Genomic DNA, 22,352 nt, shown 5'->3' with positions numbered 1-22,352 from the left:
AGAAAGGTGGAAACGATGCTCCAGCGACGTCTGCTCACAGGGGCCGTCCTCTCGGCCCTCGCGGCCACGACCGTGGCCCTGGCCCCCACCGCGGCCCAGGCGGCGGATCCGTTGCGGCTGCGGGCCCTGCAGTGTTTCTCGTTCCAGGCCAGCACCCAGAGCGGGCAGATCAACTGCTCGGTGACCTGGGACGGCGGTGCCGACCCGACGGGCGCGACGTTCTTCGTGGTGGGCGGCAACCTGCGGGACCGGCAGGAGAGCAGCGACTCCCGGATCCGGAAGGCCATGTTCTCCGCCAGCTGCTGGACGCCGACCGAGGTCACCGTCACGGCCACGATCACCGACGCCCAGGGCAACGCGATCCAGGCGCAGTTCAACACCAGGTGCAACGCCGGCCGGCCCGGTCAGTGATCCCGGGCGCCCGTGATCACGCGCCCACGTGGATGCCGGGGCGGCGGTCCGGGTCGGGCTCGTGTTCGCGGAGGATCTCGCGGGCGACGGGGGCCGTGTCACCCCGGCCCAGCAGGAAGTAGCGGACCATGTGGACCAGCGGGCTGCCCTCGGCCCAGGCGAAGTAGCAGTGCGGGCGAACCCCGGTGGTGTCGCGCAGCGCGAGCAGGATCGCGGCGATGGCGTTCGGCGCGGCCGGCGCCTCCGCCCGCAGCACCCGGTGGCCGTCGACCTGCACGCCGCGGACGGTGAGGGTGTCGCTGAACGCGGACGGGTCCACGACGTCGATCTCCAGGAAGATCACATCAGCGGTGCCGGGTACGGGGTTGTCGCCGCGCTGCTCCCGTTCCTTGCCCGCGTACTCGGCGGCGTCGCCGGCCTGCCGGCGGTTGGCGATCAGGTTGATCCGGCCGTCGTAGGCGATGGTGTCGGTGATGAACCGGCGGGCGTTCTCGTCGAACTCGATGTGGTCGGCGCGCAGCTCGGTGGTCCGGGAGACCCGCGAGATCAGCGAGACGACGACGATGCCGGCGATGAACATGGCCGAGATGGCGATCCCGTCCGGCTTGTCGATCACGTTCTCCACCAGGGCGTAGGTGAGGATCGCGGTGAGCAGCCCGAACCCGGCGCCGGCGAGGCGCTGCCGGGCGCGGAACGCGGTGACGGTGACGGCGAACGCGCCGGACACCATCATCGCCAGGATGCCGGTGGCGTAGGCGCCGGCCTGGGCGTCGACGTCGGCGCCGAACGCGATCGTCAGCACCACGCTGAGGACGGTGTAGACGAGCACGACCGGCCGGACCGCGCGGCCCCACTCCGGCGCCATGCCGTACCCCGGCAGGTAGCGCGGCACGATGTTGACCAGCCCGGCCATCGCGGACGCGCCGGCGAACCACAGGATGAGCACGGTGCTGACGTCGTAGACGGAGCCGAAGTCCCCTAGATGCTCGTGGGCCAGCCAGGCCAGGGCCCTGCCGTTGGCGGCGCCGCCCTCGGCGAACTCGGCGGCCGGGATCAGCACGGTGGTGACGATGCTGCTGGCCAGCAGGTACACGCTCATGATCAGGGCGGCGCCGGTGAGCAGCTTGCGGGTGTTGTGGATCCGGGACCGCAGCCGCTCTCTCTCGTCCCCGCCGGTGGCGGCGACCAGTGGCATCATGCTGACCCCGGTCTCGAACCCGGACAGGCCCAGCACCAGCATCGGGAACGCCAGCACGGCGGGCACCAGCAGGTCTCCGGGGCCGGCGCCGCCGGCGGTGAGCGCCGTGGTCCACGCCGACCACGCGCCGGGCGTGGTGACGATCTCGGCGACACCGGCGGCGATGATGATCGCGTTCAGGCCGAGGAACACCGCGACCAGGGGGATCGCGACGCTGACGGCCTCGCTGAAACCGAGCAGGAACACCCCGCCCAGCAACAGGAGCATGACCACGGTCAGCGCGACGGCGTGACCCTCCAGGACATGCGGGGCGTGCGGGTTCTCCAGCACGTGCAGGCTGGCGTCGGCCGCGGACAGGGTGATCGTGATGATCCAGCTGGTGGCGACGAACCCGAGCAGCACGAGCACGAAGACCTTGCCGCGCCAGAACGGCAGCAGCCGCTCCAGCATGGCCACCGACCCGGCGCCGTGCGGGCTCTCCCGGGCCACCCGCCGGTACATCGGCAGCATGCCGAGCAGGGTCAGCGCCACGATCAGCAGGGTGGCCAGCGGCGACACCGCGCCGGCGGCTGCGGCGGCGATCGCGGGCACGTAGGCGAGGCTGGAGAAGTAGTCGACGCCGGTCAGGCACATCACCTTCCACCAGGGATGCTGCTCGGCGTGCGCCTCGCCGGCGGCCGGGCCGACCGGCTGGACCCGGTGCTCGAGCAGCCACGTCGCCAGCGGCCCGCCGTGCTGAGGACGCTGGGCCGGAGTGTCCACGACCGCGGGGATCGCGTACCCCGGCAAGGTGTTGTCGTTGTTTCCCATCCCGCCCATCGTTGCGCGGGCGGGACGGGAAGTGACGGCTGACGGGCGTCAAAAAAGCGTTAACAAACGCGCTGCCGACGGTCAGGAGATCTTGCGGCGGTAGAGGCGCATGGCCAGGACGTACGCGACGGCGAGGATGCCGGCGCACCAGGCGAGCGCGGTCCCGAGGTGGCCGGTGACCGGCTGCTCGGTGAACAGGGCGCGGATCGCGTCGACGATGGACGTGACGGGCTGGTTCTCGGCGAAGGCGCGCACCGGGCCGGGCATGCCGTCGGTGGGCACGAACGCGGAGCTGATGAACGGCAGGAAGATGATCGGGTAGGCGAACGCGCTCGCGCCGTCGGCGGACTTCGCGGACAGGCCGGGGATGACGGCGATCCACGTCAGCGCCAGGGTGACCAGGACGAGCAGGCCGGCGACGGCGAGCCAGGCCCCGGGACCGGCCCCGGAGCGGAAGCCCATCAGGAGGGCGGCGAGCACGACCACCACGAGGGAGATCAGGTTGCCGACCAGCGAGGTCAGCACGTGGGCCCACAGGACGGACGACCGCGCGATCGGCATGGACTGGAAGCGTTCGAAGATGCCGTTCTGCATGTCGAGGAAGAGGCGGAACGCGGTGTACGCGATGCCGGAGGCGATCGTCATGAGCAGGACGCCGGGCAGCATGTAGTCCACGTACGGGCCGGTCCCGGCGTCGATCGCGCCGCCGAACACGTACACGAACAGCAGCATGAAGCCGATCGGCGTGATCGTGGTGGTGATGATCGTGTCCATGCTGCGGAAGATGTGACGCAGAGAGCGGCGCGTCAGTGTGGCGGTGTCGGTGAGGAAGTGCGTGGTCATGGCTGGTCCCCCTACTTGTTCGGGCCGGCGCCGACGAGGGTGAGGAACACGTCCTCCAGGGTGGGCTGCTTCGCCACGTACTCGACGGTGCTGGGCGGCAGAAGCTCGCGCAGCTCGGCGAGGGTGCCGTCGACGAGGATCCGGCCCTCGTGGAGGATCGCGATCCGGTCGGCGAGTTGTTCGGCCTCGTCGAGGTACTGGGTGGTGAGCAGGATCGTGGTGCCCTGCCCGGCGAGTTCCCTGACCGCCTGCCACACCTCGATGCGGCCCTGCGGGTCGAGCCCGGTCGTCGGCTCGTCGAGGAAGATGACCGGCGGGTTCCCGATCAGGCTCATGGCGATGTCGAGGCGGCGGCGCATGCCACCGGAGTAGGTCGCCACCCTCCGGGCGGCGGCGCCGGTCAGCGAGAACCGGGCGAGCAGGTCGTCCGCGATGGCGCCGGGGTTCTTCAGATGCCGGAGCTGGGCGATGAGCATCAGGTTCTCGCGCCCGGTGAGGATCTCGTCGACGGCGGCGAACTGGCCGGTGAGACTGATCGACTCCCGGACCTTCGCGGCCTGCCCGGCGACGTCGAAGCCGCTGACGGTGGCGGTGCCGGCGTCGGTTCTGAGCAGCGTGGACAGGATCCGGACGACGGTGGTCTTGCCCGCCCCGTTCGAGCCGAGCAGGGCGAAGATGCTGCCGGGCGCCACGTCGAGGTCGACACCGCGCAGGACGTGCAGCTCGCCGTACGACTTCCGCAGACCTCGTACCTGGATCATCGGGCGGATTCCTTCCGGGCGGTGAGGCGGCGGATGAGGACGTTGCCGTAGTTGACGTGCAGGTGCAGCGCGACGGTGCGGTCGCTGGCGGCGGCGTCCGGGTCGGGAGTGAGCTCGTTGCGGACCCGGCCGTGGGCCGCGCTGGCGTCGATCCAGGCCGCGACACCGTGCGGGACGCCGACGTCGATGTCGGCGTGGCCGTTGTCGAGCCGGATCGTCCCGCCGCTGACCTCCCGGATCCGGATGGGCCCGTGGGCGCTGCGCGCGGTCACGTCGCCGAGGGCCCGATCGATGGTGAGCGTTCCGGAGGTGGCGGCCTCCACGTCGCCGGCGACGGTGCCGAGCTCGATGCTGCCGTGCGAGGCGCGCAGCCTGGCGTCCCCGTGCACCTCGTCGATGCGGACCGCGGCGTGGCCGGCGCTGACGTCGAGCCGGCCGGTCACCTCGGCGATGTCGGTGCTGCCGTACGGCGCGTCGAGGTGGAGATCGGCGACGGTGTCGGCGGTGACGCCGCCGTACTTGGCGGTGATCCGGGCGTTGCCGAGCACACCGCGGGACCGGACCGGCCCGTACGTGTTCTCGATCGTGACGTGGGACCCGGCCGGGATCTCGCAGCGGATGTCGACCGCGTCGCCCTTGCTGAACAGGTTGAGCCGCCGGGGGACGGTGACCCGCACCCGGTTGCCGTCGAAGGTGACGGTGGAGTCCTGGGCCAGCGACTCGTCACCGCCGCGGCCGGGCTTGCTCGCCACGACCTCGACGAGGGCGGTGGCCCGGTCCGAGGCGACGATCTCGACGGACGCGTTGCCGGCGGTGATGTCGAGGTCGATGGGGCCGGAAGTGTCGTAGGTGGGCATGGTGGACCTCCCTGGGGGCATGCGTCTGGTGCGGAGAAGCGGCTAGCGGGCCCAGCCGGTGAACCTGTCTCCCTCCTTGGGCTCGCGCCGCGCGGTGCGGCGGGTGTCGGGTTCGAGGGCGGCGGCGATCGCGCGGACGAACCACGAGTTCACCGAGAGGCCCTCGGCGGCGGCCGCCTGCTCGGCCCGGGCCTTGAGCCGGTCCGGCAGGCGCAGCGTGGTCCGGGAGGTCACCGTGTCGTCGAGCGGCTCGGGCGCGACCGTCGCCGCGGGCGCCGGAGCCTCGGCACGTGACACCACCAGATGCGGATCGCGGCCCCGCAGCACGACGTCGACCGAGGTGGGCGCGATCTCCCGGGTGATCTCGCCGGCGACGTCACTGATCACTCCCAGCAGCGTCAACCGCACCGCGGCGTCGAGGGCGGCGCTGAGCTGCTCGGCGACGGCCCGTGCCGGCGCGTCCTGGTGTTCGGCCACCACGGCCAGCTGTGCCTGGAGTTCGGAGACGTACCGATCGAGTTCCATGACACCAACATAGTGCCGCAGTGGTGTCACTACAACCCTTTAGTGACACCACTCTGGTGTCGCGTCAATGACGCGTCAACAAGCGCGCGGGCGGCGTACGCACCCCGTCAACAACCGTTCCCAGCGGCACGCCGCCGGGATTCGCTGTGCGGGTGACACCCGACCTACCCCTGGAGTCCTCCGTGGCCGACCTTCTGCTCGTCGTGCTCACGGTGGCGCTGTTCGCGGCGCTCACCGTGCTGGTGAAGGCGGCCGAACGCGGATGAGCGCCGTCAACCTGATCGGCCTGATCCTCGCCGTCGCCCTCGCCGTCCTGCTGACCGCCGCCCTGCTCTTCCCGGAGAGGTTCTGATGGCCGGCTGGCTCTTCGTGCTCACCCTCGCCGTCGCGCTCGCCGCGGTGTACCGGCCGTTCGGCGACCACCTGTACCGCGTCGTGTCCGGCAACCGGCACACCCTCGCCGAACGCGGCGTCCACCGCCTGGTCGGCGTGGACGCCGCCGCCGGGCAGACCTGGGGCGTGTACGCCCGCGGGATGCTCGCCTTCTCGGCCGTCTCGATCCTGTTCCTCTACGCCTTCCTGCGGCTGCAGGACCGTCTGTGGCTGTCGCTGGGACTGCCCGCGGTCGCCGACCACGTCGCCTGGAACACCGCCGTCAGCTTCGTGACGAACACGAACTGGCAGGCGTACGCCGGGGAGTCCACGATGGGCCATCTGGCACAGATGGCCGGGCTCGCCGTACAGAACTTCCTCTCCGCAAGTGTCGGCATCGCCGTGGCGGTCGCCCTGATGCGCGGTTTCGCCGCCCGCAAGAACCCGGTGCTCGGCAACTTCTGGGTCGACCTGACCCGCATCACGCTGCGGATCCTGCTGCCGCTGTCGGTGGTCACCGCCATCGTGTTCATGGCCGGCGGCGTGGTGCAGAACCTGTCGTCCGGCACCGATGTGACCACGCTGACCGGCGCGGCCCAGCACCTCACCGGCGGCCCGGTCGCCTCCCAGGAGGCCATCAAGCTGCTGGGTACGAACGGCGGCGGCTTCTACAACGCCAACTCCGCCCACCCGTTCGAGAACCCGTCGGCGTGGACGAACTGGCTGCAGGTCTTCCTGATCCTGCTGATCCCGTTCAGCCTGCCCCGGGTCTTCGGCCGGATGGTGGGTCAGCATCGGCAGGGGTACGCGATCGCGGCGGTGATGGCCCTGCTGGCGCTCGGCTCGATCGCGCTGACCGTCGCGTTCGAGACGCACGGCGCCGGCACCGTCCCGCAGGCGGCGGGCGCGGCCCTGGAGGGCAAGGAGACCCGGTTCGGGATCGCCGGCTCGGCCACCTTCGCGGCCGCGACCACGCTCACCTCGACCGGGGCGGTCAACTCGTTCCACGACTCGTACACCGCTCTCGGCGGCATGATGCCGCTGGTCAACATGATGCTCGGCGAGGTCGCGCCGGGCGGGACCGGCTCCGGCCTGTACGGCATGCTGATCCTCGCGACGATCACCGTGTTCGTGGCCGGGCTGATGGTCGGCCGCACCCCGGAGTACCTCGGCAAGCGGATCGGCGCCCGGGAGATCCAGCTCGCGTCGCTGTACTTCCTGGTCACCCCGCTGATCGTGCTCGGCGGGACGGCGGCGGCGTTCGCCACCGGCAACAATGCCACCGCGCTCAACGCCGGCCCGCACGGACTTTCCGAGGTGTTGTACGCGTTCACCAGCGCCGGCAACAACAACGGCTCCGCGTTCGCCGGCATCACCGTCGACACGCCCTGGTGGGACATCGCGCTGGGCCTGGCCATGCTGCTCGGCCGGTTCCTGCCGATGATCCTGGTCCTCGCGCTCGCCGGGACCCTGGCCCGCCGGCAGCCGGCCCCGGCGACCGACGGCACCCTGCCGACCCACCGGCCGCTGTTCGTCGGCATGGTCGCCGGGGTCACCGTCGTCCTGGTCGCCCTCACCTTCCTGCCCGCCCTCGCCCTCGGCCCCCTGGCGGAGGGCCTCCAGTGACATCGGAAAGAGCCACCACCATGACCGCCGTCCTCGAAGTGCGCCCGGAACCCATACCGGTCAAGGCCGGCCTGCTCGACCCGAAGCAACTGTGGCGGTCGCTGCCGGACGCGCTGCGCAAACTCGACCCGCGCCGGATGTGGCGCAACCCGGTGATGCTCATCGTCGAGGCCGGCGCGGTGTTCACCACCGTCCTGTCGCTCGCCGAACCGAGCGTGTTCGCGTGGGCCGTCACCGCCTGGCTGTGGCTCACCGTGGTGTTCGCGAACCTGGCCGAGGCCGTCGCCGAAGGCCGCGGCAAAGCGCAGGCCGCCGCCCTGCGATCGGCCAAACGGGACACTGTCGCGCATCTCGCCGACGGCCGGGACGTCCCCGCGACCGCCCTGAAGCCGGGTGACCTGGTGGCCGTCGCCGCCGGCCAGATCATCCCCGGTGACGGCGACGTGATCGAGGGCATCGCCAGCGTCGACGAATCGGCCATCACCGGCGAGTCGGCGCCGGTGATCCGCGAGTCCGGCGGCGACCGGTCCGCTGTCACCGGCGGCACGAGAGTGCTCAGCGACCGGATCGTCGTCCGGATCACCCAGAAGCCGGGGGAGAGCTTCGTCGACCGGATGATCGCCCTGGTCGAAGGCGCGAACCGGCAGAAGACGCCGAACGAGATCGCGCTCAACATCCTGCTGTCCGCGCTCACCGTCATCTTCCTGCTGGCCGTCGTCACCCTGCAGCCGCTGGCGATCTTCTCGAAGGAGTACCAGGCGGCGGCGCCGGACACCGCGGCGATCGACGGCGACGGCGTCACCGGGATCGTGCTGGTGTCGCTGCTGGTCTGCCTCATCCCGACGACGATCGGGGCGCTGCTGTCGGCCATCGGCATCGCCGGCATGGACCGGCTCGTGCAGCGCAACGTCCTCGCGATGAGCGGCCGCGCGGTCGAGGCGGCGGGGGACGTCGACACCCTGGTGCTGGACAAGACGGGGACGATCACTTTCGGGAATCGGCGGGCGGCGGAGTTCGTACCCGCGCCGGGCATCGATCGTCAGGCCCTCGCCGAGGCCGCGCTGCTGAGCAGTCTCGCCGACGAGACGCCCGAAGGCCGCTCCATCGTGGCCCTTGCCGGGACGGAGTACGGGTTGCGCGCGCTGGAGGACCCGCGCGCGACCTTTGTGCCGTTCACCGCGCAGACCCGGATGAGCGGTGTGGACCTCGGCGGCCGGCGGATCCGCAAGGGCGCCGCGAGCGCGGTGATCACGTGGGCCCGCGGCGACGGCGACGAGGTCCGCGCGCTCGTCGACAGGATCAGCGACGCCGGCGGCACACCCCTCGTCGTGGCCGAGAACGCGTCCGTTCTCGGGGTGATCCACCTGAAGGACGTGGTCAAGCCGGGCATGCGGGAACGGTTCGCCGAGATGCGCCGGATGGGCATCCGCACCGTCATGATCACCGGCGACAACCCGAGGACCGCCGCCGCGATCGCCGCCGAAGCCGGGGTCGACGACTACCTCGCCGAAGCGACACCCGAGGACAAACTGGCCTACATCCGTACGCAGCAGCACGGTGGGCGGCTGGTCGCGATGACCGGCGACGGCACCAACGACGCGCCCGCCCTCGCCCAGGCCGACGTCGGCGTCGCCATGAACACCGGCACGTCGGCGGCGAAAGAGGCCGGCAACATGGTCGACCTCGACTCCGACCCGACGAAACTCATCGAGATCGTGGAGATCGGCAAGCAGCTTCTGATCACCCGTGGGGCGCTGACGACGTTCTCCATCGCGAACGACGTCGCCAAGTACTTCGCGATCATCCCGGCCATGTTCGCCGCCGTGTACCCGGGCCTGGACGCCCTCAACATCATGCGGCTGCACTCACCCGGCTCGGCCATCCTGTCCGCGGTGATCCTCAACGCCGTCGTGATCGTCCTCCTGATCCCGCTCGCGCTGCGCGGCGTCCGCTACCGGCCGTCGTCGGCGAGCAAGCTGCTCAGCCGCAACCTGCTCATCTACGGGCTCGGTGGCGTGATCGCCCCGTTCCTCGGCATCAAGCTCATCGACCTGCTCCTCCAGCTCACCCCCGGGATCTGATCAGCATGCGACTTCCCGCCTGGCTCGCCCAGCACCTCGCGGCGCTCCGCGCCCTCCTCGTCCTCACCGTCGTCCTCGGCCTCGCCTACCCGCTGCTGCTCGCCGGCATCGGCCGGATCCCTGGCCTGTCCGATCGGGCCGCCGGGTCGATGGTCACCGTCGGCAGCACCCTGATCGGCCAGTCCTTCACCGACGCCGGAGGGGTTCCGATCCCGCGGTACTTCCAGTCCCGCCCGTCCGCGTCCGGCTACGACCCGACCGCCTCCGGGGCCGGCAACCTCGGGCCCGAGGACGTCGTCGACACCACCGACCGGCAGAGCCTGCTCACCCAGGTCTGCGCCCGGGGCCTCGCCGTCGCGAAGCTCGAAGGAGTCGACGGCAGCCGGCCGTACTGCACCGCCGACGGGGTCGGCGCGGTCCTGGCCGTCTTCCACCGGGACGGTTTCACCGGGCCTGTCACGCGGGTCGTGTCGGTGAACCAGTCCGGCACGCCGTTCCTGGCCACCTACCACGGCGTACCCGTGGAACCGGCCGTCACCGGCACCGACTACCGGGCCCTCGGCGCCGTCATCACCCCGATCCGCGGCGACGCCCCCACCGAGCCGGTCGTCCCGGCCGACGCGGTCACCGCCGGCGGCAGCGGCCTCGACCCGCACATCAGCCCGGCGTACGCCGCCCTTCAGGCGCCCCGGGTGGCGCGGGAACGTGGCCTGGACGTCGCCCGCGTCCGCGCCCTGATCGCCGAGCACACCACCGGCCGTACCCTCGGCTTCCTCGGCGATCCCGCCGTCGACGTCCTGGAGCTGAACCTCGCCCTCGACGGCGGGTGAGCCTTCTCCCGGTCGCCCCCCGGGTCCGCGATCCCTCGACCGGTGCCCACGCCCGACCATCGAGTCCGGCCGTCACCCGAGATCGTGTGCCCTTCGTTCCGGCGCCTCCCACCCAAGATCGGCAAAGCTCGCCATCGTGAGCAGTCAGCAGCGCCAGCCGGCCGCCTCTCGCAGTCTGGGGCGGTACGCATCGGTCCTGCCGATCCTGGGCGGTGGGCGCCGGTCCTTCCGGCTCAAGATCGACATGGCCAGCGATCTTGGTGCGGGGGTGCCGGGAATCCGGACCTGGGCCCACAAGTTCGGGCAGGATGCTGATCTTGTGCGCCTGGCCCCGGTGTCAGGTCCCCAAGATCGAGCGTGGAAGCCCTGGCCCGAACGCGGCGGTCGCCGTCGCCTACGGGGTCCGCGACGTCGCGCGGCTCGGCGTGCCGGCCGGCCCGATCCACGGCGGGTACGCCGACCGGCTGTACCGTCTCGACACCGATCAGGGATCGTTCGCGGTCAAGGAGCCGAACCTCGCCGACCGCCGCCGCCGGGGCCGCACTGGTTCGCGTACCTGATCAGCGGCTGGCTGGGCCACATCCGGTGGAACATCCTCCGCTGCCTGGCCGGCGCCGAGCCGGTCACCGGCCCCGGCCTGGCGCTGTCGCACGAGGCCGTCCGCGCCGGCCTGCGGGGTCTTCCGGACCTGTTCCGCCGGCTCCCGGACCTGCTCCGGCTGCGGTGACTCAGGGCAGCTCGTAGTCGAACCAGATCCGGTGGGTGCCGTCCTCGTCCACGGTCAGGCCGCCGGCGCCGTGGATCCCGGTCAGGTCGCCGGTGCCGCTGCCGGGGACGATCGTCAGGAACTCGGCCTGCCGGTCCGTCCCCGTGGTGGTGGCGGAGTGCACGAAGTTGAAGGCGCCCGCCCGGCCGGCGACGCTGCCGTCGAAGGACTCCAGCGCGACGTACGTACCCGTGTTGCGGCCCGGATCGAAAGCGGACGTGAACAGTGTCTCGGACCGCCCCTCGATCTCGCCGGTGAAGGCTTTGCGCATGGTGGCGAAGCCGACCGGCAAGCCGGTTTCGATCTCCGATGAGGGTACGGGGGCCGGCGTGAACGCGGTGACGGCGAAGGTTCCGGTTGCTCGCATGTCCCACACGGTACGGGCGCAAGCCTGACAACCTGTGTCAGTCACGGTTCCGGTAATGGTGGGTCACCAGACCCGCCGCGCACGCCAGCGTGATGATCCCGAAGACGATGCCGGCCGCTGTCGCCCCGATCGCCGAGGTCGCGGCGTTGGCGGCGAGGCTGATGATCAGTAGCAGCCACAGTGCGGGGCGGAGGCGCCCGGTACGTGCCGGGGTGCCGGGGGTGTCGTCGGCGATGCGGTAGCGATCAGTCATGAGTCCACGCTAGGAACGCGAGCGCCCGGGAACGATCCCGCCACCGCGACGATCAGTGGTACAGCCTGCTGTACTGTCCAGCCGGAGGTGGCATGCGGCGGCGGGTGCGCATCGCGGTTGACGCGCTGGAACATCTCGTCGGCGGCCTGGGCACCTCGATCCTGGCCATGGCGGGGCTGTTCTGGCTGCTCGCCGTCCTGGTGCTGAGCCTGGTCGGGGTGGGGCTGCCGCTGATCCCCGGCGCGCTGCGGGTCGTGCGCTCGATCGCCGACCGCGAACGGGGCCGCCTCACTCGCTGGGGGCCCGCCGTCGTCGGCCCGCCGCCGATCCCGGACCGGGCCCTGGCCGCGCTGCGGGATCCGGCGGTTCGCCGGGAGCTGGCCTGGGTGCCGGCGCACGCCACGTTCGGTTTCCTGGTGGGACTGTTCGGGCTGGCGCTGCCGCTGTCGGCGGTGCAGTCGCTGACGTTCCCGCTCTGGTGGCATCTGGTGCCGCCGGGGGAGGCCGCCCCCAACATCCCGTTCTGGAACATCGACTCCCGGGCCGAGTCGATCGGCGTGGTGCTGGCCGGGGTGGGCTGGCTCGCCGTGCTGCTCCTCGCCGGTGGCCGGCTGGCCCGGGCGCAGGCGTGGCCGGGCCGCCGCCTGCTCGGGCCGGTGCCGGGCGCCGATCTGAGCCTGCGCGTCGCCGAGCTGACCGCGACCCGGGCCGCGGCCCTCGACGCGCACGCCGCCGAGCTGCGCCGCATCGAGCGTTCGTTGCACGACGGCACCCAGAACCGCCTCGTCGCGGTCACCGTGCTGCTCGGGGCGGCGCGGCGGGCGCTCGCCCGGGACCCGGCGACCGGCGCGGAGCTGCTGGACCGGGCACAACAGGCCGCCGAGCAGGCGCTCGCCGAGTTGCGTACGGTGGTCCGCGGCATCCTTCCCCCGGTGCTCGACGACCGGGGCCTGGCCGGCGCGCTCGACGGGCTCGTCGCCGGGTGCGCGCTGCCCTGCCGGCTCACCGTCGACCTGCCGGTCCGATGTGCGGTGTCGGTCGAGGCCACCGCCTACTTCACGGTCGCCGAGGCGCTGACCAACGCGGTCCGGCACAGCGGCGCCACGGCCGCGACCGTCTCCGTACGCGTCAAGGGTGGCAAGCTCGTGATCTCCGTCGGCGACGACGGTGAGGGCGGGGCCGACGAGAGCGGCGGATCGGGGCTGGCCGGCATCCGGCGGCGCGTCGAGGCGCACGACGGGCGGTTCGCCCTGACCAGCCCACCGGGTGGGCCGACGACGATGGAGGTGGAGCTGCCGTGCGGATCGTGATCGCCGAGGACGACGCCCTGCTGCGGGAGGGGCTGGCCCTGCTGTTGCGGGCCGAGGGCCTCGACGTGGTGGCCACCGCGGGCACCCCCGCGGAGTTCCTCGCGGCGGTGGGCGAGCACGAGCCGGACGTCGCGATCGTGGACGTACGGATGCCACCCACCCACACCGACGAGGGCATCGTGGCCGCCCGCGAGGCCCGCGCCCGCCGTCCCGGCCTGGCGGTTCTGGTGCTGTCCGCGTACGTGGAGCAGGCCTTCGCCACCGAACTGCTGGCCGGCGGCGCCGAGCGGCTCGGCTACCTGCTCAAGGAACGGGTCGGCCGGGTCGAGGAGTTCCTCGGCGCGCTGCACCGGGTGGCCGGCGGCGGCACCGCGATCGACCCCGACGTGGTCGGTCAGCTGCTGGCCCGCAACCGGTCCGACGCCGGGCTGGAACGGCTCACCCCACGGGAACGCGAGGTGCTGTCCCTGATGGCCGAGGGGCTCGGCAACACCGCCATCGCGGAACGCCTGTTCGTGACCGAGGGCGCGGTGCACAAGAACATCCGCGGCATCTTCGCCAAGCTGGGCCTGGCCCCCACCGACCGGGCCGACCGCCGGGTCACCGCGGTGCTGCGCCATCTCGACGACACGGCCCGGCGGTAGAGCCTGCTGTACTCCTGATCGGGTGGCCAGCGGGATGGGAGCCGGCCGCCGATCTTCATAGCGTTCTCCGTGCGTACCGAAGCAACGAAACACGGAGGAATGATCATGACGGTCCGGGTCGAGCAACTCACCCGCACCTATCGCGGCGGCTCCGCGACGGTCACCGCCCTGGCCGGCGTCGACGCCACGTTCGGCGGCGGCACGTTCACGGCGGTGATGGGCCCGTCCGGGTCCGGCAAGAGCACGCTGCTGCAATGCGCGGCGGGTCTCGACCGGCCCGACGGCGGCCGGGTCTGGATCGGCGACACCGAGATCTCCCGGATGAGCGAGGCCAGACGGACCGAGCTGCGCCGGAGCCGGATCGGCTTCGTCTTCCAGGCGTTCAACCTGATCGGCGCGCTCACCGTCGAGGAGAACATCGTGCTCCCGCTGCGGCTCGCCGGCGCGGACCCGGACCGGGCCTGGCTCGCCCACGTGGTCGAGCGGATCGGGCTCGCCGGGCGGCTGCGGCACCGGCCCGCGGAACTGTCCGGCGGCCAGCAGCAGCGGGTCGCGATCGCCCGGGCGCTGGCCACCCGGCCCGAGGTGATCTTCTGCGACGAACCCACCGGGGCGCTCGACAGCACCACCGCGGCGGAGGTCCTCGCCCTGCTGCGGGCGGTCGTCGACGAACACCGGCAGACGGTCGTCATGGTCACCCACGATCCGGTCGCGGCCTCGTACGCCGGCCGGGTGATGGTCCTCGCGGACGGCGGGATCGTGTCCGACACCGCGCAGCCGGGCGTGGCCCGCATCGCCGAGCAGCTCGCCGCCCTGGACCGCCGGGGAGCCCTGCGATGATCGGGCTGGCTCTGCGGATGCTGCGGCAGCGCCCCGGGTCCGCGCTCGCCACGTTCCTGGCGCTCGCCGCCGGCGCGACGATCCTGATGTCGATGGCCGTCCTGGTCGAATCCGGGCTGCGGCACCGGCCGGAGCCGCGCCGGTACGCCGCCGCCGACCTGGTCGTCGCCCGGCCCGAACTCACCGCGACCGGCGAGGAGATCGACGGCGCGACGACGACCCGCCGGGTGGACCTGCCCGAGGGCGGCACGGTCCCGGCCGATCTGGCGCAGCGCCTGCGGCAGGTGCCGGGCGTGGCGGCCGCCGTCGCGGACCGGACGATCCCGGTGTTCACCACAGCCGGTCCGGCGGTGGGGCAGGGCTGGGACAGTGCCGCGCTGGCGCCGTACCGCCTCGTCGCCGGGAAGGCGCCGCAGCGGGACGACGAAGTGGTGGTCGCGGCGGGCGGATCGGTCGGGGCCCGTACCGAACTGGTCGTCGGCGGCGTCGCCGCGAGTTACCGGATCAGCGGCACCGTGGCCGCCGCGGAACCCCTGGTGTTCTTCACCGAGAAGCGGGCGGCGGCGCTCGCGCCGCGTCCCGGCCGCGCCGACGCCGTCGGGCTCATGCTGGCGCCCGGCGCCGACCGCGCCGCGGTGGACCGGCTGGCCGCCGAAGCGGGAGCCGAGGTGTACGCCGGGAACGCCCGTGGCCGGCTCGAACGCACCGGCGACACGGCAGCCGCCGGCCTGCTGACCCAGATCGGCGCCGCGTTCGGTGGCTACGTCGTGATGCTGGTCGTGTTCGTGACCGCCGGCACGGTCGGCCTCTCGGTACGCCACCGCCGCCGGGACTTCGCCCTCCTGCGCGCCATCGCCGCCACCCCGGCCCAGGTCCGCCGGACGGTGATGGCCGAAGCCGCGCTGATCGGCGCCGCCGGTGTCGCCTGCGGGGTGCCGGCGGGCCTGTTCGCCACCCGCTGGGTGCAGCGCGAACTGACCGCCCGCGGCTTCCTGCCGGAGAGCTTTCCCCTGGCGGCCGGCTGGCTGTCGGCCGCGAGCATCGCCCTCGTCACGATCCTGGTCGCCGTGCTGGCGGCGCTCGTCGCGGCACGCCGGGTCACCGGGATCCGCCCGGTCGAGGCGCTCGGGGAGGCCGCCGTCGAACCCGGCGGCGGCGGCCGGGTACGCCTGATCAGCGGCCTGATCACGGTGGCCGGCGCAATCGGTTCCAGCGCTGTCACGATCGGCGCCGGCGGGCAGACGGCTCTCGCCGGGGCGATCGGCATGCTCTACCTGTACGTGGCAGCGGTCGCCCTGCTGGCACCCTGGATCAACCGGGCGGCGACCCGCGTGCTCCAGCCGCTGCTGTCGCGGATCTGGGGCGCCGGGGGACACCTGGCCGTCGCGAACCTGCGGGCCAACGCCCGGGGCACGGCCACCGTGCTGACCGGTCTCGTGCTCGCGGTCGGTTTCGGGGGCTCGGTCTGGTTCCTGCAGGACAACATCGAGCGCGGCGCCGCCACCCAGGCCCGGGACGGCATGCGCGCCACGTGGGCGCTGAGTTCCCCGGCCGGTCTCGCGCCCACGACCGCCGGGAAGGCCCGCGAGGTGCCCGGCGTGGCGTCGGCCACGGCGGTTCGGCGTACGTCCGCAGTCGTCACGATCCTCGGTGGGGAACGGGAGACCGTGCCGGTGATGGCAGTGGACGACGTGTCCGCTTTCGATCTGGGGGTCACCGAGGGCAGCCTGGCCGGCCTGCGGGGCCCGGCGATGGCGGTCTCCGCGAGCCGCGGCTGGGACCTGGGGGAGGAGGTGCCACTCTGGCTGGGCGACGGCACCCCGGTCACGCTGCGCGTGGCGGCGATCTACCAGAGAGGGCTGGGGTACGGCGATATCGTGCTGCCCCGCGACGTGGTGACCGGCCACACCGCCCGTGGCACCGACGACGAGGTGCTCGTGACCCTCACGCCCGGCGCGGCCCCCGGCCCGCGGCTCGCGGCGCTCGGTCCGGCGATCATCCTGACCGACACGGATCAGCGTGCCGCCCGGCTCGCCGCTGACCTCGCGCTGTCCGCCTGGCTCAACAGACTGCTCGTCGGCGTGATGGTCGGGTACGCCGTCCTGGCAGTCGCCGACACCATGGTGATGGCCGCGCTGGCCCGCCGCCGCGAACTGGCGCTGCTGCGCATCGTCGGGGTGACGCCCCGGCAGGCCCGCCGGATGGTGCACGCCGAACAGGCCGGCCTGCTCGGCGTGGCCCTGGTGATCGGCGGGACCGTCGCCACCCTCACGCTGGTCGCGGTGGTCCGTGCGCTGACCGGTGACCTCATTCCGTACGTACCCCCGCTGGGCTTGATCGTGGTGGCCGGTGGCACCGCGCTGCTGGCCCTGACCACGACGATCCTGCCGATCGGCCACCTGTTGCGGGCGTCGCCCCTGGAACATCTCGGCGTCAAGGAGTAGGCCCTTGGGATAGGGGACGAGCGCCCCGCAGCCTGCGGCCAGTCACCGCCGGGCCTGTTCGGCCGAGGAGGGGAGCCGGGATGGAACCGGATCAGCGAAACGTGAGCCGCGACCGGGCCGTGGCCTCGCACCGCAGCGCCGCACGAGGACACGAACTCGCCGAACAGGCACACGAACAGGCCGCCGCGCACGATCCGGCACACGCTGCCGAGCATCAGCGCGCGGCGCAACGGCATCACGCCGAAGCCGGACTCGCCCGGCGCGAAGCGGACGCGGACAGTTGGTTCGGCTTGCACCCGGTACCCGGGTGTGGCGGCGGTAGCTGCGGCTGCTGAGCCACCGGGACCGTGGTCGTATCGGCCGATCGGGTGGCGGGAAGCGATGATCGGCTATTTCCATGTGCGACGGGGTGTTCGGGACGCCTAGGAAGTAGCCATGGCCAATGAGGTGACCGTTCCGCTGCTGCCGTGCGCGTCCATTGACGACATCGTCGCCTTCTACGGGGCGCTCGGCTTCAGCACCACGTATCGGCAGCGCAAGCCGAACCCGTACGTCGCATTGAAACGCGAGGATCTCAACCTGAACTTCTTCGAGATGGACGGATTCGATCCGGCGCAGTCCTATGGTTCCTGCCTCGTCATCACGCGGGACATCGCGGAACTGCACCGGGCCTTCGCAGCCGGGATGCGGGCCGCGTACGGCAAGGTCCTGGTTTCCGGGATCCCGCGGATGACGCGGCCCCGGGCGCGGAAGAACGCGGACGGTCACGGCGGGTTCAGCATCATCGACCCGGGCGGCAACTGGATCCGCGTCTTCCAGGACACCGGCGGGACGCCGGAGCCGGCGGCCTCGACCGGGCGGCTCGACAAGGCGCTGGCGAACGCCACCGTGCTGGCCGACTCCAAAGGAGACCCGGGCCAGGCGGTACGCATCCTCGACAGCGCCCTGGCCCGCACCGGAGCCGACGACGACCCGGTCACGCTGGTGGAGGTGCTGGTGTACCGGGCCGAGCTGGCGCTGGTGCTCGACGACCCGGCGACCGCAGCCGCCATGCTGACCCGTGCGGAGGCGATCCCCCTCGACGCGGACCAGGCCAGGCGGGCGGCCCCCTCCTTCGAGACCGCCGCCGACCTGACAGCGGCACTGCCCTGACGGCGGTCACCGGCCCGGGCCACCGCCCGTCGGATCCTCCAGCGGCAGCAGGCAGCGGCCGGAAGTCGTGGTGACCCCCGGCCGCTGACTGTTCGCCCGATCAGGAATCAGGCGAGGAAGGTGATCGAAGTGACCGGGTCGGTGATCCACTTGCCTTCTGAATTGTCATAGACGCGAGCCCGGGCGAAGATGACGCTGCCCTCGGCGTAGTTCTTGTTGCACTTGCCCCATTTGCCGTTGCCGAGCGAATTGACGCAGTTGCCGCGGCGGGCGGTGGAGGCGTTGGTGATGTTCTCCCAGTCGGCCACGGCCGAGGCGCTGTCGGCCCTGGTGTCCTTGACCCACCAGACGTCGCCGTAGTTCTTGAAGCAGATCGTCGCACCGGTGCCGACCAGGCATTCCCCCGCCGCGAACGACGGCGGGGTGCCGGCGACCGCCGTGTCCCATTCGTCGATGGCGGCCGATGCGGCGCTCGGTGCGACGATCATCGCGGCGAACAGCCCGACAAGCCCGGCGATCATGGCGAGAAGAACTCTATTTTTAGACAAAGTCGCCCCTATCACAGAGTCGGAAAACGACTGGAGCCGCTGACGGTACTCGATTGTGGACGGTTGTGGAACGACTTGTTAACGGGCGGCTCTCGTCCCTCAGATGAGGGAGATGCCTCCCTCGGCGGCGGGAGGCGTGCGGGGCCGCCCCGTCCCTACCGTCGACGGCATGACGGCCGACCGGATGCGTGCCGCGTGGCGCGACGCCCACACCGCGGTTCCCGGTGTTCCCCGCTGGGCCCGGATCGCTGCCCTGACCATTCCGTTCACCGTGCTGCCGTCGGGGATCTGGCGGCTGCCGGTGGCGTTCCGGGCCGGCGCGAGTCCCGGCGAGCGGCTGTACATCGTCTGCCTGTCGGTGGTCGCGGAGGCGATCGCGTTCACGGCGGTCGGCTTGATCGCGGGCTGGGGCGAACGGTTCCCCCGGTGGATTCCCGGCCTGCGCGGCCGCCGGGTGCCGACCGCTGCCGCCGTCGTTCCGGCGGCACTCGGCGCGGTGTTCCTGACCGTTCTGTGGACGGCCGCCCTCTCCGGGATCCTCACCGGCCGGGCCTGGGACGGCGAACCGCTGCCCGCGGACTTCCCCACCCGGGGCGGCACGCTGGAGGCCGGGATCTTCTACGCCTGCTATCTGCCGCTGCTGCTGTGGGGGCCGCTGCTCGCCGCGGTGACCTACGCCTACCAGCGCCGCCGGCATGTGCACCACTCGGCGTAGCGGTGTGGAAGCGGGTGGCTACTGTGCCTCGCACGGAAGGTCACCTTGGGCGGATTCGGGATGCGTGGGGGTACGACCCGGGCCGTTCTGGGGCGATCGCTGGTCGTGCTGGAGTTGGCGCTGGTCACCGCCCGGACCGGGATCCGGGTGGACCTGCAGGGCACCCGGGCCCTCAACCAGGTGCTGACCGCCGAGGTGCAGAAAGGCACCCCACCGGACATCGCGGTGCTGCCCAGCCCGATCCGGCTCACCCGCAGCCCAGCCCGTCCCGGACGGGTGCACTCCACTGCCGTACCCCCTCGTCGAGACCCGGTTCCCGGAGAGCCGAATCGGCGGGTGGCAGGGAGTCACTGGTGAGAGAGGTGCCGGCAAGGCGCTCCGGGATGTCGCTCAGGTGGTGAACCGGGCGACGATGCGCTGCAGGCCGCTGCTCATCCGGGCCAGTTCCTCGGTGGCGGCCTGCGCCTCGGTGACGGCGGTGGCGGTGGTCTGAGCGGTCTGCGCCACGTCGGAGACGTTGTCGTTGATGTCGCGCGCCCCGGCCGCGGCGTCGGAGATGTTGCGGGCCACCTCCGCGGTGGTGGCGGTCTGCTCCTCGACGGCGGACGCGATGGTGGTCTGGAAGTCGTTGATCCGGGCGATGACGGTGGTGATCTGCTGGATCGCCTCCACCGCGCCGACGGTGTTCGCCTGGATCGTCTCGACGCGCCGGGAGATGTCGCCGGTGGCGCGGGCGGTCTCCTGCGCCAGATCCTTGACCTCGGACGCCACGACCGCGAAGCCCTTGCCGGCCTCCCCGGCGCGGGCGGCCTCGATGGTGGCGTTGAGGGCGAGCAGGTTGGTCTGCTCGGCGATCGCGGTGATCGTCTTGACCACGTTGCTGATCTCCGCCGACGACTCGCCGAGCCGGCCGATGGTCTGCGTCGTCGCGGCCGCCACGTCGACGGCTTCGGCGGCGACCCGCGCCGCCTCGCTGGAGTTGGCGGAGATCTCCCGGATGGAGGCGCCCATCTGCTCGGAGCTGGCGGCGACGGTGGCGATGTTCGCGTCGACCCGCTGGGCCGCGTACGACACCGTGCTCGCCTGGGCGCTGGTCCGCTCGGCGGCCGCGGCGATCTGGGTGCTCGTCGTCGACAGCTGCTCGCTGGAGGCGGCCAGTTCGACAGCGTTCTGCCCGACCAGGGTAACGGTCTCCCGCAGGGAGGAGACCGCCGTGTCGAGGTCGGCGGCCATCCGGCCGAGCTCGTCGCGGGAGGCGATGGCGGCCTGGGTGGTGAGGTCACCGCCGGCCAGGGCCTTGGCGACGGCGGAGACGCGGAACAGGGAACCGACGATCTGGCGGGTGATCACGATGCCGAGCGCCAGAGCCAGCGCCCCGCCGAGGACGAGCACGAGGATGACCGTGGTGCGGGCTGATTCGTACGCCGCCGTGGCGTGGTGGGCGCGGGCGGCGGCCTGCTCGCCCTCGGCGGCGAACGCGGCGTTCAGGCCTGTCAGGGCCTTGTCGGCCGCCGGGCCGAGCTGCTCCTTGCGCGCCTTGTCGAACCCGCGGGCGTCGTTGGCGCGGGACAGCGGGAGCATCACCCGGTCGCGGATGTCGGCGACGGCCCGCCAGTCGGCGGTGAAGGCGTCGATCAGGCCGGGGTCGGCGGCGTGCGTGCGGTAGGACGCCAGTTGTTGCGCCAGCTCGGTGTCGTGCCGGGCGATGTCGGCCTCCACCTTCGTCATCGCGGCGGCGTCCAGGCTGGTCGCGTGCTTGAGGATCTCGACGCGTCCCGCCATCGCGCTGCGCTGCGCGCCGGCCAGCACACCCAGCGGCTTGACCTGCTCGTTGTACATGATGTCGACGTCAGCGGCGGTCGCGCTGAGCTTGATCAGGGAAAGCGTCCCCACCACCACGGCGACGCCCAGCGTCAGCACGATCGCACCGAGAATCTTGACCAGTACCGGGATGTCAGCGATCCCGGTCCGCCGCATCGACATGTTTTCCTCCCGGCTTGCCGACCATTGAGCCGTCTTACGTTTACCGGGACGAGGTCACGCCGGACCGGAGAATGCGAGAAATCGGCCCCCGAGGACCGGTCGCCGATCGGTTGATACGCCGTAAACGGGTTGCGCCGTCGCTGTGGTGTGATGAGGTCGGGCGCATGCCGATCACGATGCGGACCGTCACGCCGGAGTCGTTGGACGAGATCGCCGAGGCGGTCGCGGGCTGGCAGCACACCGGCGGGCCGGTGCAGTTGCATCCGGGTGACCTCGGGTGGAACGGGAGCCTGGGCGCGCGGCAACTGGCCGAAGCCCTCCGGGTGTGGAGCCGGGACGGGACGATCCTGGCAGTCGGCATGATGGACGACACCGTGATCCGGATGGGCATCGCACCGAGTGTCGCCGACGACGCGGCCTTCGCTGCCCGGCTGCTCGCGGACCTGCCGGATGCCGGTGGTGTCGAGGCGCGCTTCGGCGCCGCCTTCCGGGATCTGCTGCAGCGTGACGGCTGGGCTGCCGATGAGCCGTGGACCCCGCTGGTACGGGACCTCGGCACGCCGGTGGAGGACTGCGGGCTCCGGGTCGAGGTCGTCGGCGCGGGCAACGTCGAGGATCGGGTGGCCGTGCAGCGGGCCGCGTTCACGAACTCGAGGTTCAGCCGGGAACGCTGGCGGGCGATGGCCGCCGGTACGCCGTACCGTCGCGCCCGCTGCCTCGTCGGTTACGACAGCGCCGGCGTCGCGGTCGCCGCGGTGACGGTGTGGTCGGCCGGCTCGGGGCGGCCGGGTCTGCTCGAGCCGATGGGCGTGCACCGGGACCATCGTGGCCGCGGGCACGGTCGCGCCATCAGCGTGGCCGCGGCCGCCGCGCTCCGGGAGATGGGGTCGTCCACCGCGACGGTGTGCACCCCGAGCAGCAACGTCGGCGCCGTGGCGACGTACGTCTCCGCCGGTTTCCGCAAGCTGCCGGACGTCACCGACTTCCGCCGGCCCGAAGCGGACGACTCCCGATGA

General features: G+C 72.0%; 24 protein-coding genes. 15 read left to right on the top strand and 9 right to left on the bottom strand.

The window, feature by feature from the left end; genetic code table 11:
- Positions 1 to 15 precede the first annotated feature (15 nt).
- Positions 16 to 411, top strand: a complete 396-nt coding sequence (locus ACZ3II_RS30165; protein ID WP_465521568.1) for a hypothetical protein — start codon at positions 16 to 18, stop codon at positions 409 to 411.
- 16 nt (positions 412 to 427) lie between these two features.
- Here ACZ3II_RS30165 and ACZ3II_RS30160 read toward each other — a convergent pair whose 3' ends face one another.
- The 5 genes from ACZ3II_RS30160 to ACZ3II_RS30140 form a co-directional block, all read right to left on the bottom strand.
- Entirely contained in the window at positions 428 to 2,419 is a 1,992-nt protein-coding gene (locus ACZ3II_RS30160) for an APC family permease (protein ID WP_465521566.1), read from the bottom strand.
- 81 nt (positions 2,420 to 2,500) lie between these two features.
- Entirely contained in the window at positions 2,501 to 3,262 is a 762-nt protein-coding gene (locus ACZ3II_RS30155; RefSeq protein WP_465521564.1) for an ABC transporter permease, read from the bottom strand.
- A gap of 11 nt (positions 3,263 to 3,273) precedes the next feature.
- Entirely contained in the window at positions 3,274 to 4,023 is a 750-nt protein-coding gene (locus ACZ3II_RS30150) for an ABC transporter ATP-binding protein (protein ID WP_465521562.1), read from the bottom strand.
- Positions 4,020 to 4,880, bottom strand: a complete 861-nt coding sequence (locus ACZ3II_RS30145; RefSeq protein WP_465521560.1) for a DUF4097 family beta strand repeat-containing protein — start codon at positions 4,878 to 4,880, stop codon at positions 4,020 to 4,022. The genes ACZ3II_RS30150 and ACZ3II_RS30145 overlap by 4 nt, the downstream gene beginning before the upstream one ends.
- Before the next feature lie 42 nt (positions 4,881 to 4,922).
- On the bottom strand, positions 4,923 to 5,405 hold the full coding sequence (locus ACZ3II_RS30140) for a hypothetical protein (protein ID WP_465521558.1): 483 nt from the start codon (positions 5,403 to 5,405) through the stop codon (positions 4,923 to 4,925).
- 262 nt (positions 5,406 to 5,667) lie between these two features.
- On the opposite strand from ACZ3II_RS30140, the gene ACZ3II_RS30135 reads away from it, so the two are divergent.
- The 5 genes from ACZ3II_RS30135 (at position 5,668) to ACZ3II_RS30115 (ending at position 10,874) form a co-directional block, all read left to right on the top strand.
- The gene (locus ACZ3II_RS30135) at positions 5,668 to 5,757 is read left to right on the top strand and encodes a potassium-transporting ATPase subunit F (RefSeq protein WP_465521556.1); all 90 of its coding nucleotides are present in this window, start codon (positions 5,668 to 5,670) and stop codon (positions 5,755 to 5,757) included.
- Positions 5,757 to 7,403 carry a potassium-transporting ATPase subunit KdpA gene (gene kdpA / locus ACZ3II_RS30130; protein ID WP_465521554.1) on the top strand — a complete coding sequence of 549 codons (1,647 nt, stop codon included), beginning with the start codon at positions 5,757 to 5,759 and terminating at the stop codon, positions 7,401 to 7,403. The genes ACZ3II_RS30135 and kdpA overlap by 1 nt, the downstream gene beginning before the upstream one ends.
- A gap of 20 nt (positions 7,404 to 7,423) precedes the next feature.
- Positions 7,424 to 9,484 carry a potassium-transporting ATPase subunit KdpB gene (kdpB, locus tag ACZ3II_RS30125; protein WP_465521552.1) on the top strand — a complete coding sequence of 687 codons (2,061 nt, stop codon included), beginning with the start codon at positions 7,424 to 7,426 and terminating at the stop codon, positions 9,482 to 9,484.
- Between the two features lie 5 nt (positions 9,485 to 9,489).
- Entirely contained in the window at positions 9,490 to 10,314 is an 825-nt protein-coding gene (locus ACZ3II_RS30120) for a potassium-transporting ATPase subunit C (protein ID WP_465521550.1), read from the top strand.
- A gap of 308 nt (positions 10,315 to 10,622) precedes the next feature.
- The gene (locus tag ACZ3II_RS30115) at positions 10,623 to 10,874 is read left to right on the top strand and encodes a hypothetical protein (protein WP_465521548.1); all 252 of its coding nucleotides are present in this window, start codon (positions 10,623 to 10,625) and stop codon (positions 10,872 to 10,874) included.
- Positions 10,875 to 11,042: 168 nt separating this feature from the next.
- Here the strand turns inward: ACZ3II_RS30115 and ACZ3II_RS30110 are convergent, their stop codons facing one another.
- Positions 11,043 to 11,447 carry a DUF3224 domain-containing protein gene (locus tag ACZ3II_RS30110; RefSeq protein ID WP_465521546.1) on the bottom strand — a complete coding sequence of 135 codons (405 nt, stop codon included), beginning with the start codon at positions 11,445 to 11,447 and terminating at the stop codon, positions 11,043 to 11,045.
- 37 nt (positions 11,448 to 11,484) lie between these two features.
- On the bottom strand, positions 11,485 to 11,700 hold the full coding sequence (locus ACZ3II_RS30105) for a hypothetical protein (protein WP_465521544.1): 216 nt from the start codon (positions 11,698 to 11,700) through the stop codon (positions 11,485 to 11,487).
- 104 nt (positions 11,701 to 11,804) lie between these two features.
- Between ACZ3II_RS30105 and ACZ3II_RS30100 the strand changes: the two genes are divergently transcribed.
- The 6 genes from ACZ3II_RS30100 (at position 11,805) to ACZ3II_RS30075 (ending at position 18,090) form a co-directional block, all read left to right on the top strand.
- Positions 11,805 to 13,010, top strand: a complete 1,206-nt coding sequence (locus tag ACZ3II_RS30100) for a sensor histidine kinase (protein ID WP_465521542.1) — start codon at positions 11,805 to 11,807, stop codon at positions 13,008 to 13,010.
- Complete coding sequence (locus ACZ3II_RS30095; RefSeq protein WP_465521540.1) at positions 12,998 to 13,654, top strand: response regulator; 657 nt, start codon at positions 12,998 to 13,000, stop codon at positions 13,652 to 13,654. Before ACZ3II_RS30100 ends, ACZ3II_RS30095 begins: the two co-directional genes overlap by 13 nt.
- A 105-nt stretch (positions 13,655 to 13,759) precedes the next feature.
- A complete protein-coding gene (locus tag ACZ3II_RS30090) occupies positions 13,760 to 14,494 on the top strand; it encodes an ABC transporter ATP-binding protein (RefSeq protein ID WP_465521538.1) in 735 nt (244 codons plus the stop codon).
- Positions 14,491 to 16,938: an ABC transporter permease gene (locus ACZ3II_RS30085; protein WP_465521536.1), complete on the top strand. Its 2,448-nt coding sequence runs from the start codon at positions 14,491 to 14,493 to the stop codon at positions 16,936 to 16,938. Before ACZ3II_RS30090 ends, ACZ3II_RS30085 begins: the two co-directional genes overlap by 4 nt.
- 80 nt (positions 16,939 to 17,018) lie before the next feature.
- On the top strand, positions 17,019 to 17,273 hold the full coding sequence (locus ACZ3II_RS30080) for a hypothetical protein (protein WP_465521534.1): 255 nt from the start codon (positions 17,019 to 17,021) through the stop codon (positions 17,271 to 17,273).
- Positions 17,274 to 17,373: 100 nt separating this feature from the next.
- Complete coding sequence (locus tag ACZ3II_RS30075; protein ID WP_465521532.1) at positions 17,374 to 18,090, top strand: VOC family protein; 717 nt, start codon at positions 17,374 to 17,376, stop codon at positions 18,088 to 18,090.
- A 107-nt stretch (positions 18,091 to 18,197) separates the two neighbouring features.
- Here ACZ3II_RS30075 and ACZ3II_RS30070 read toward each other — a convergent pair whose 3' ends face one another.
- Entirely contained in the window at positions 18,198 to 18,611 is a 414-nt protein-coding gene (locus ACZ3II_RS30070; RefSeq protein WP_465521530.1) for a hypothetical protein, read from the bottom strand.
- Positions 18,612 to 18,807: 196 nt separating this feature from the next.
- On the opposite strand from ACZ3II_RS30070, the gene ACZ3II_RS30065 reads away from it, so the two are divergent.
- The gene (locus tag ACZ3II_RS30065; RefSeq protein WP_465521528.1) at positions 18,808 to 19,353 is read left to right on the top strand and encodes a hypothetical protein; all 546 of its coding nucleotides are present in this window, start codon (positions 18,808 to 18,810) and stop codon (positions 19,351 to 19,353) included.
- Between the two features lie 60 nt (positions 19,354 to 19,413).
- Positions 19,414 to 19,710: a hypothetical protein gene (locus ACZ3II_RS30060; protein WP_465521526.1), complete on the top strand. Its 297-nt coding sequence runs from the start codon at positions 19,414 to 19,416 to the stop codon at positions 19,708 to 19,710.
- Between the two features lie 33 nt (positions 19,711 to 19,743).
- On the opposite strand, the gene ACZ3II_RS30055 is transcribed toward ACZ3II_RS30060, so the two are convergent.
- Positions 19,744 to 21,336: a methyl-accepting chemotaxis protein gene (locus ACZ3II_RS30055; protein WP_465521524.1), complete on the bottom strand. Its 1,593-nt coding sequence runs from the start codon at positions 21,334 to 21,336 to the stop codon at positions 19,744 to 19,746.
- 164 nt (positions 21,337 to 21,500) lie between these two features.
- Between ACZ3II_RS30055 and ACZ3II_RS30050 the strand changes: the two genes are divergently transcribed.
- Positions 21,501 to 22,352: a GNAT family N-acetyltransferase gene (locus tag ACZ3II_RS30050; RefSeq protein ID WP_465521522.1), complete on the top strand. Its 852-nt coding sequence runs from the start codon at positions 21,501 to 21,503 to the stop codon at positions 22,350 to 22,352.

It is taken from the genome of Actinoplanes sp. NPDC019969 (genome assembly GCF_055562375.1).
This window is presented reverse-complemented; position numbering and strand designations above follow the sequence as displayed.

Bases quoted from the DNA above. Each gene is read 5' to 3' on its own strand.
- ACZ3II_RS30105 (WP_465521544.1), bottom strand. From the start codon at position 11,700: ATGACTGATCGCTACCGCATCGCCGACGACACCCCCGGCACCCCGGCA.
- ACZ3II_RS30090 (WP_465521538.1), top strand. From the start codon at position 13,760: ATGACGGTCCGGGTCGAGCAACTCACCCGCACCTATCGCGGCGGCTCC.
- ACZ3II_RS30075 (WP_465521532.1), top strand. From the start codon at position 17,374: ATGGCCAATGAGGTGACCGTTCCGCTGCTGCCGTGCGCGTCCATTGAC.
- ACZ3II_RS30055 (WP_465521524.1), bottom strand. From the start codon at position 21,336: ATGTCGATGCGGCGGACCGGGATCGCTGACATCCCGGTACTGGTCAAG.
- ACZ3II_RS30155 (WP_465521564.1), bottom strand. From the start codon at position 3,262: ATGACCACGCACTTCCTCACCGACACCGCCACACTGACGCGCCGCTCT.
- ACZ3II_RS30140 (WP_465521558.1), bottom strand. From the start codon at position 5,405: ATGGAACTCGATCGGTACGTCTCCGAACTCCAGGCACAGCTGGCCGTG.
- ACZ3II_RS30165 (WP_465521568.1), top strand. From the start codon at position 16: ATGCTCCAGCGACGTCTGCTCACAGGGGCCGTCCTCTCGGCCCTCGCG.
- ACZ3II_RS30050 (WP_465521522.1), top strand. From the start codon at position 21,501: ATGCCGATCACGATGCGGACCGTCACGCCGGAGTCGTTGGACGAGATC.
- ACZ3II_RS30115 (WP_465521548.1), top strand. From the start codon at position 10,623: ATGCTGATCTTGTGCGCCTGGCCCCGGTGTCAGGTCCCCAAGATCGAG.
- ACZ3II_RS30065 (WP_465521528.1), top strand. From the start codon at position 18,808: ATGACGGCCGACCGGATGCGTGCCGCGTGGCGCGACGCCCACACCGCG.
- kdpA (WP_465521554.1), top strand. From the start codon at position 5,757: ATGGCCGGCTGGCTCTTCGTGCTCACCCTCGCCGTCGCGCTCGCCGCG.
- ACZ3II_RS30085 (WP_465521536.1), top strand. From the start codon at position 14,491: ATGATCGGGCTGGCTCTGCGGATGCTGCGGCAGCGCCCCGGGTCCGCG.
- ACZ3II_RS30135 (WP_465521556.1), top strand. From the start codon at position 5,668: ATGAGCGCCGTCAACCTGATCGGCCTGATCCTCGCCGTCGCCCTCGCC.
- ACZ3II_RS30080 (WP_465521534.1), top strand. From the start codon at position 17,019: ATGGAACCGGATCAGCGAAACGTGAGCCGCGACCGGGCCGTGGCCTCG.
- ACZ3II_RS30120 (WP_465521550.1), top strand. From the start codon at position 9,490: ATGCGACTTCCCGCCTGGCTCGCCCAGCACCTCGCGGCGCTCCGCGCC.
- ACZ3II_RS30145 (WP_465521560.1), bottom strand. From the start codon at position 4,880: ATGCCCACCTACGACACTTCCGGCCCCATCGACCTCGACATCACCGCC.
- ACZ3II_RS30150 (WP_465521562.1), bottom strand. From the start codon at position 4,023: ATGATCCAGGTACGAGGTCTGCGGAAGTCGTACGGCGAGCTGCACGTC.
- ACZ3II_RS30160 (WP_465521566.1), bottom strand. From the start codon at position 2,419: ATGGGAAACAACGACAACACCTTGCCGGGGTACGCGATCCCCGCGGTC.
- kdpB (WP_465521552.1), top strand. From the start codon at position 7,424: ATGACCGCCGTCCTCGAAGTGCGCCCGGAACCCATACCGGTCAAGGCC.
- ACZ3II_RS30110 (WP_465521546.1), bottom strand. From the start codon at position 11,447: ATGCGAGCAACCGGAACCTTCGCCGTCACCGCGTTCACGCCGGCCCCC.
- ACZ3II_RS30070 (WP_465521530.1), bottom strand. From the start codon at position 18,611: ATGATCGCCGGGCTTGTCGGGCTGTTCGCCGCGATGATCGTCGCACCG.
- ACZ3II_RS30060 (WP_465521526.1), top strand. From the start codon at position 19,414: ATGCGTGGGGGTACGACCCGGGCCGTTCTGGGGCGATCGCTGGTCGTG.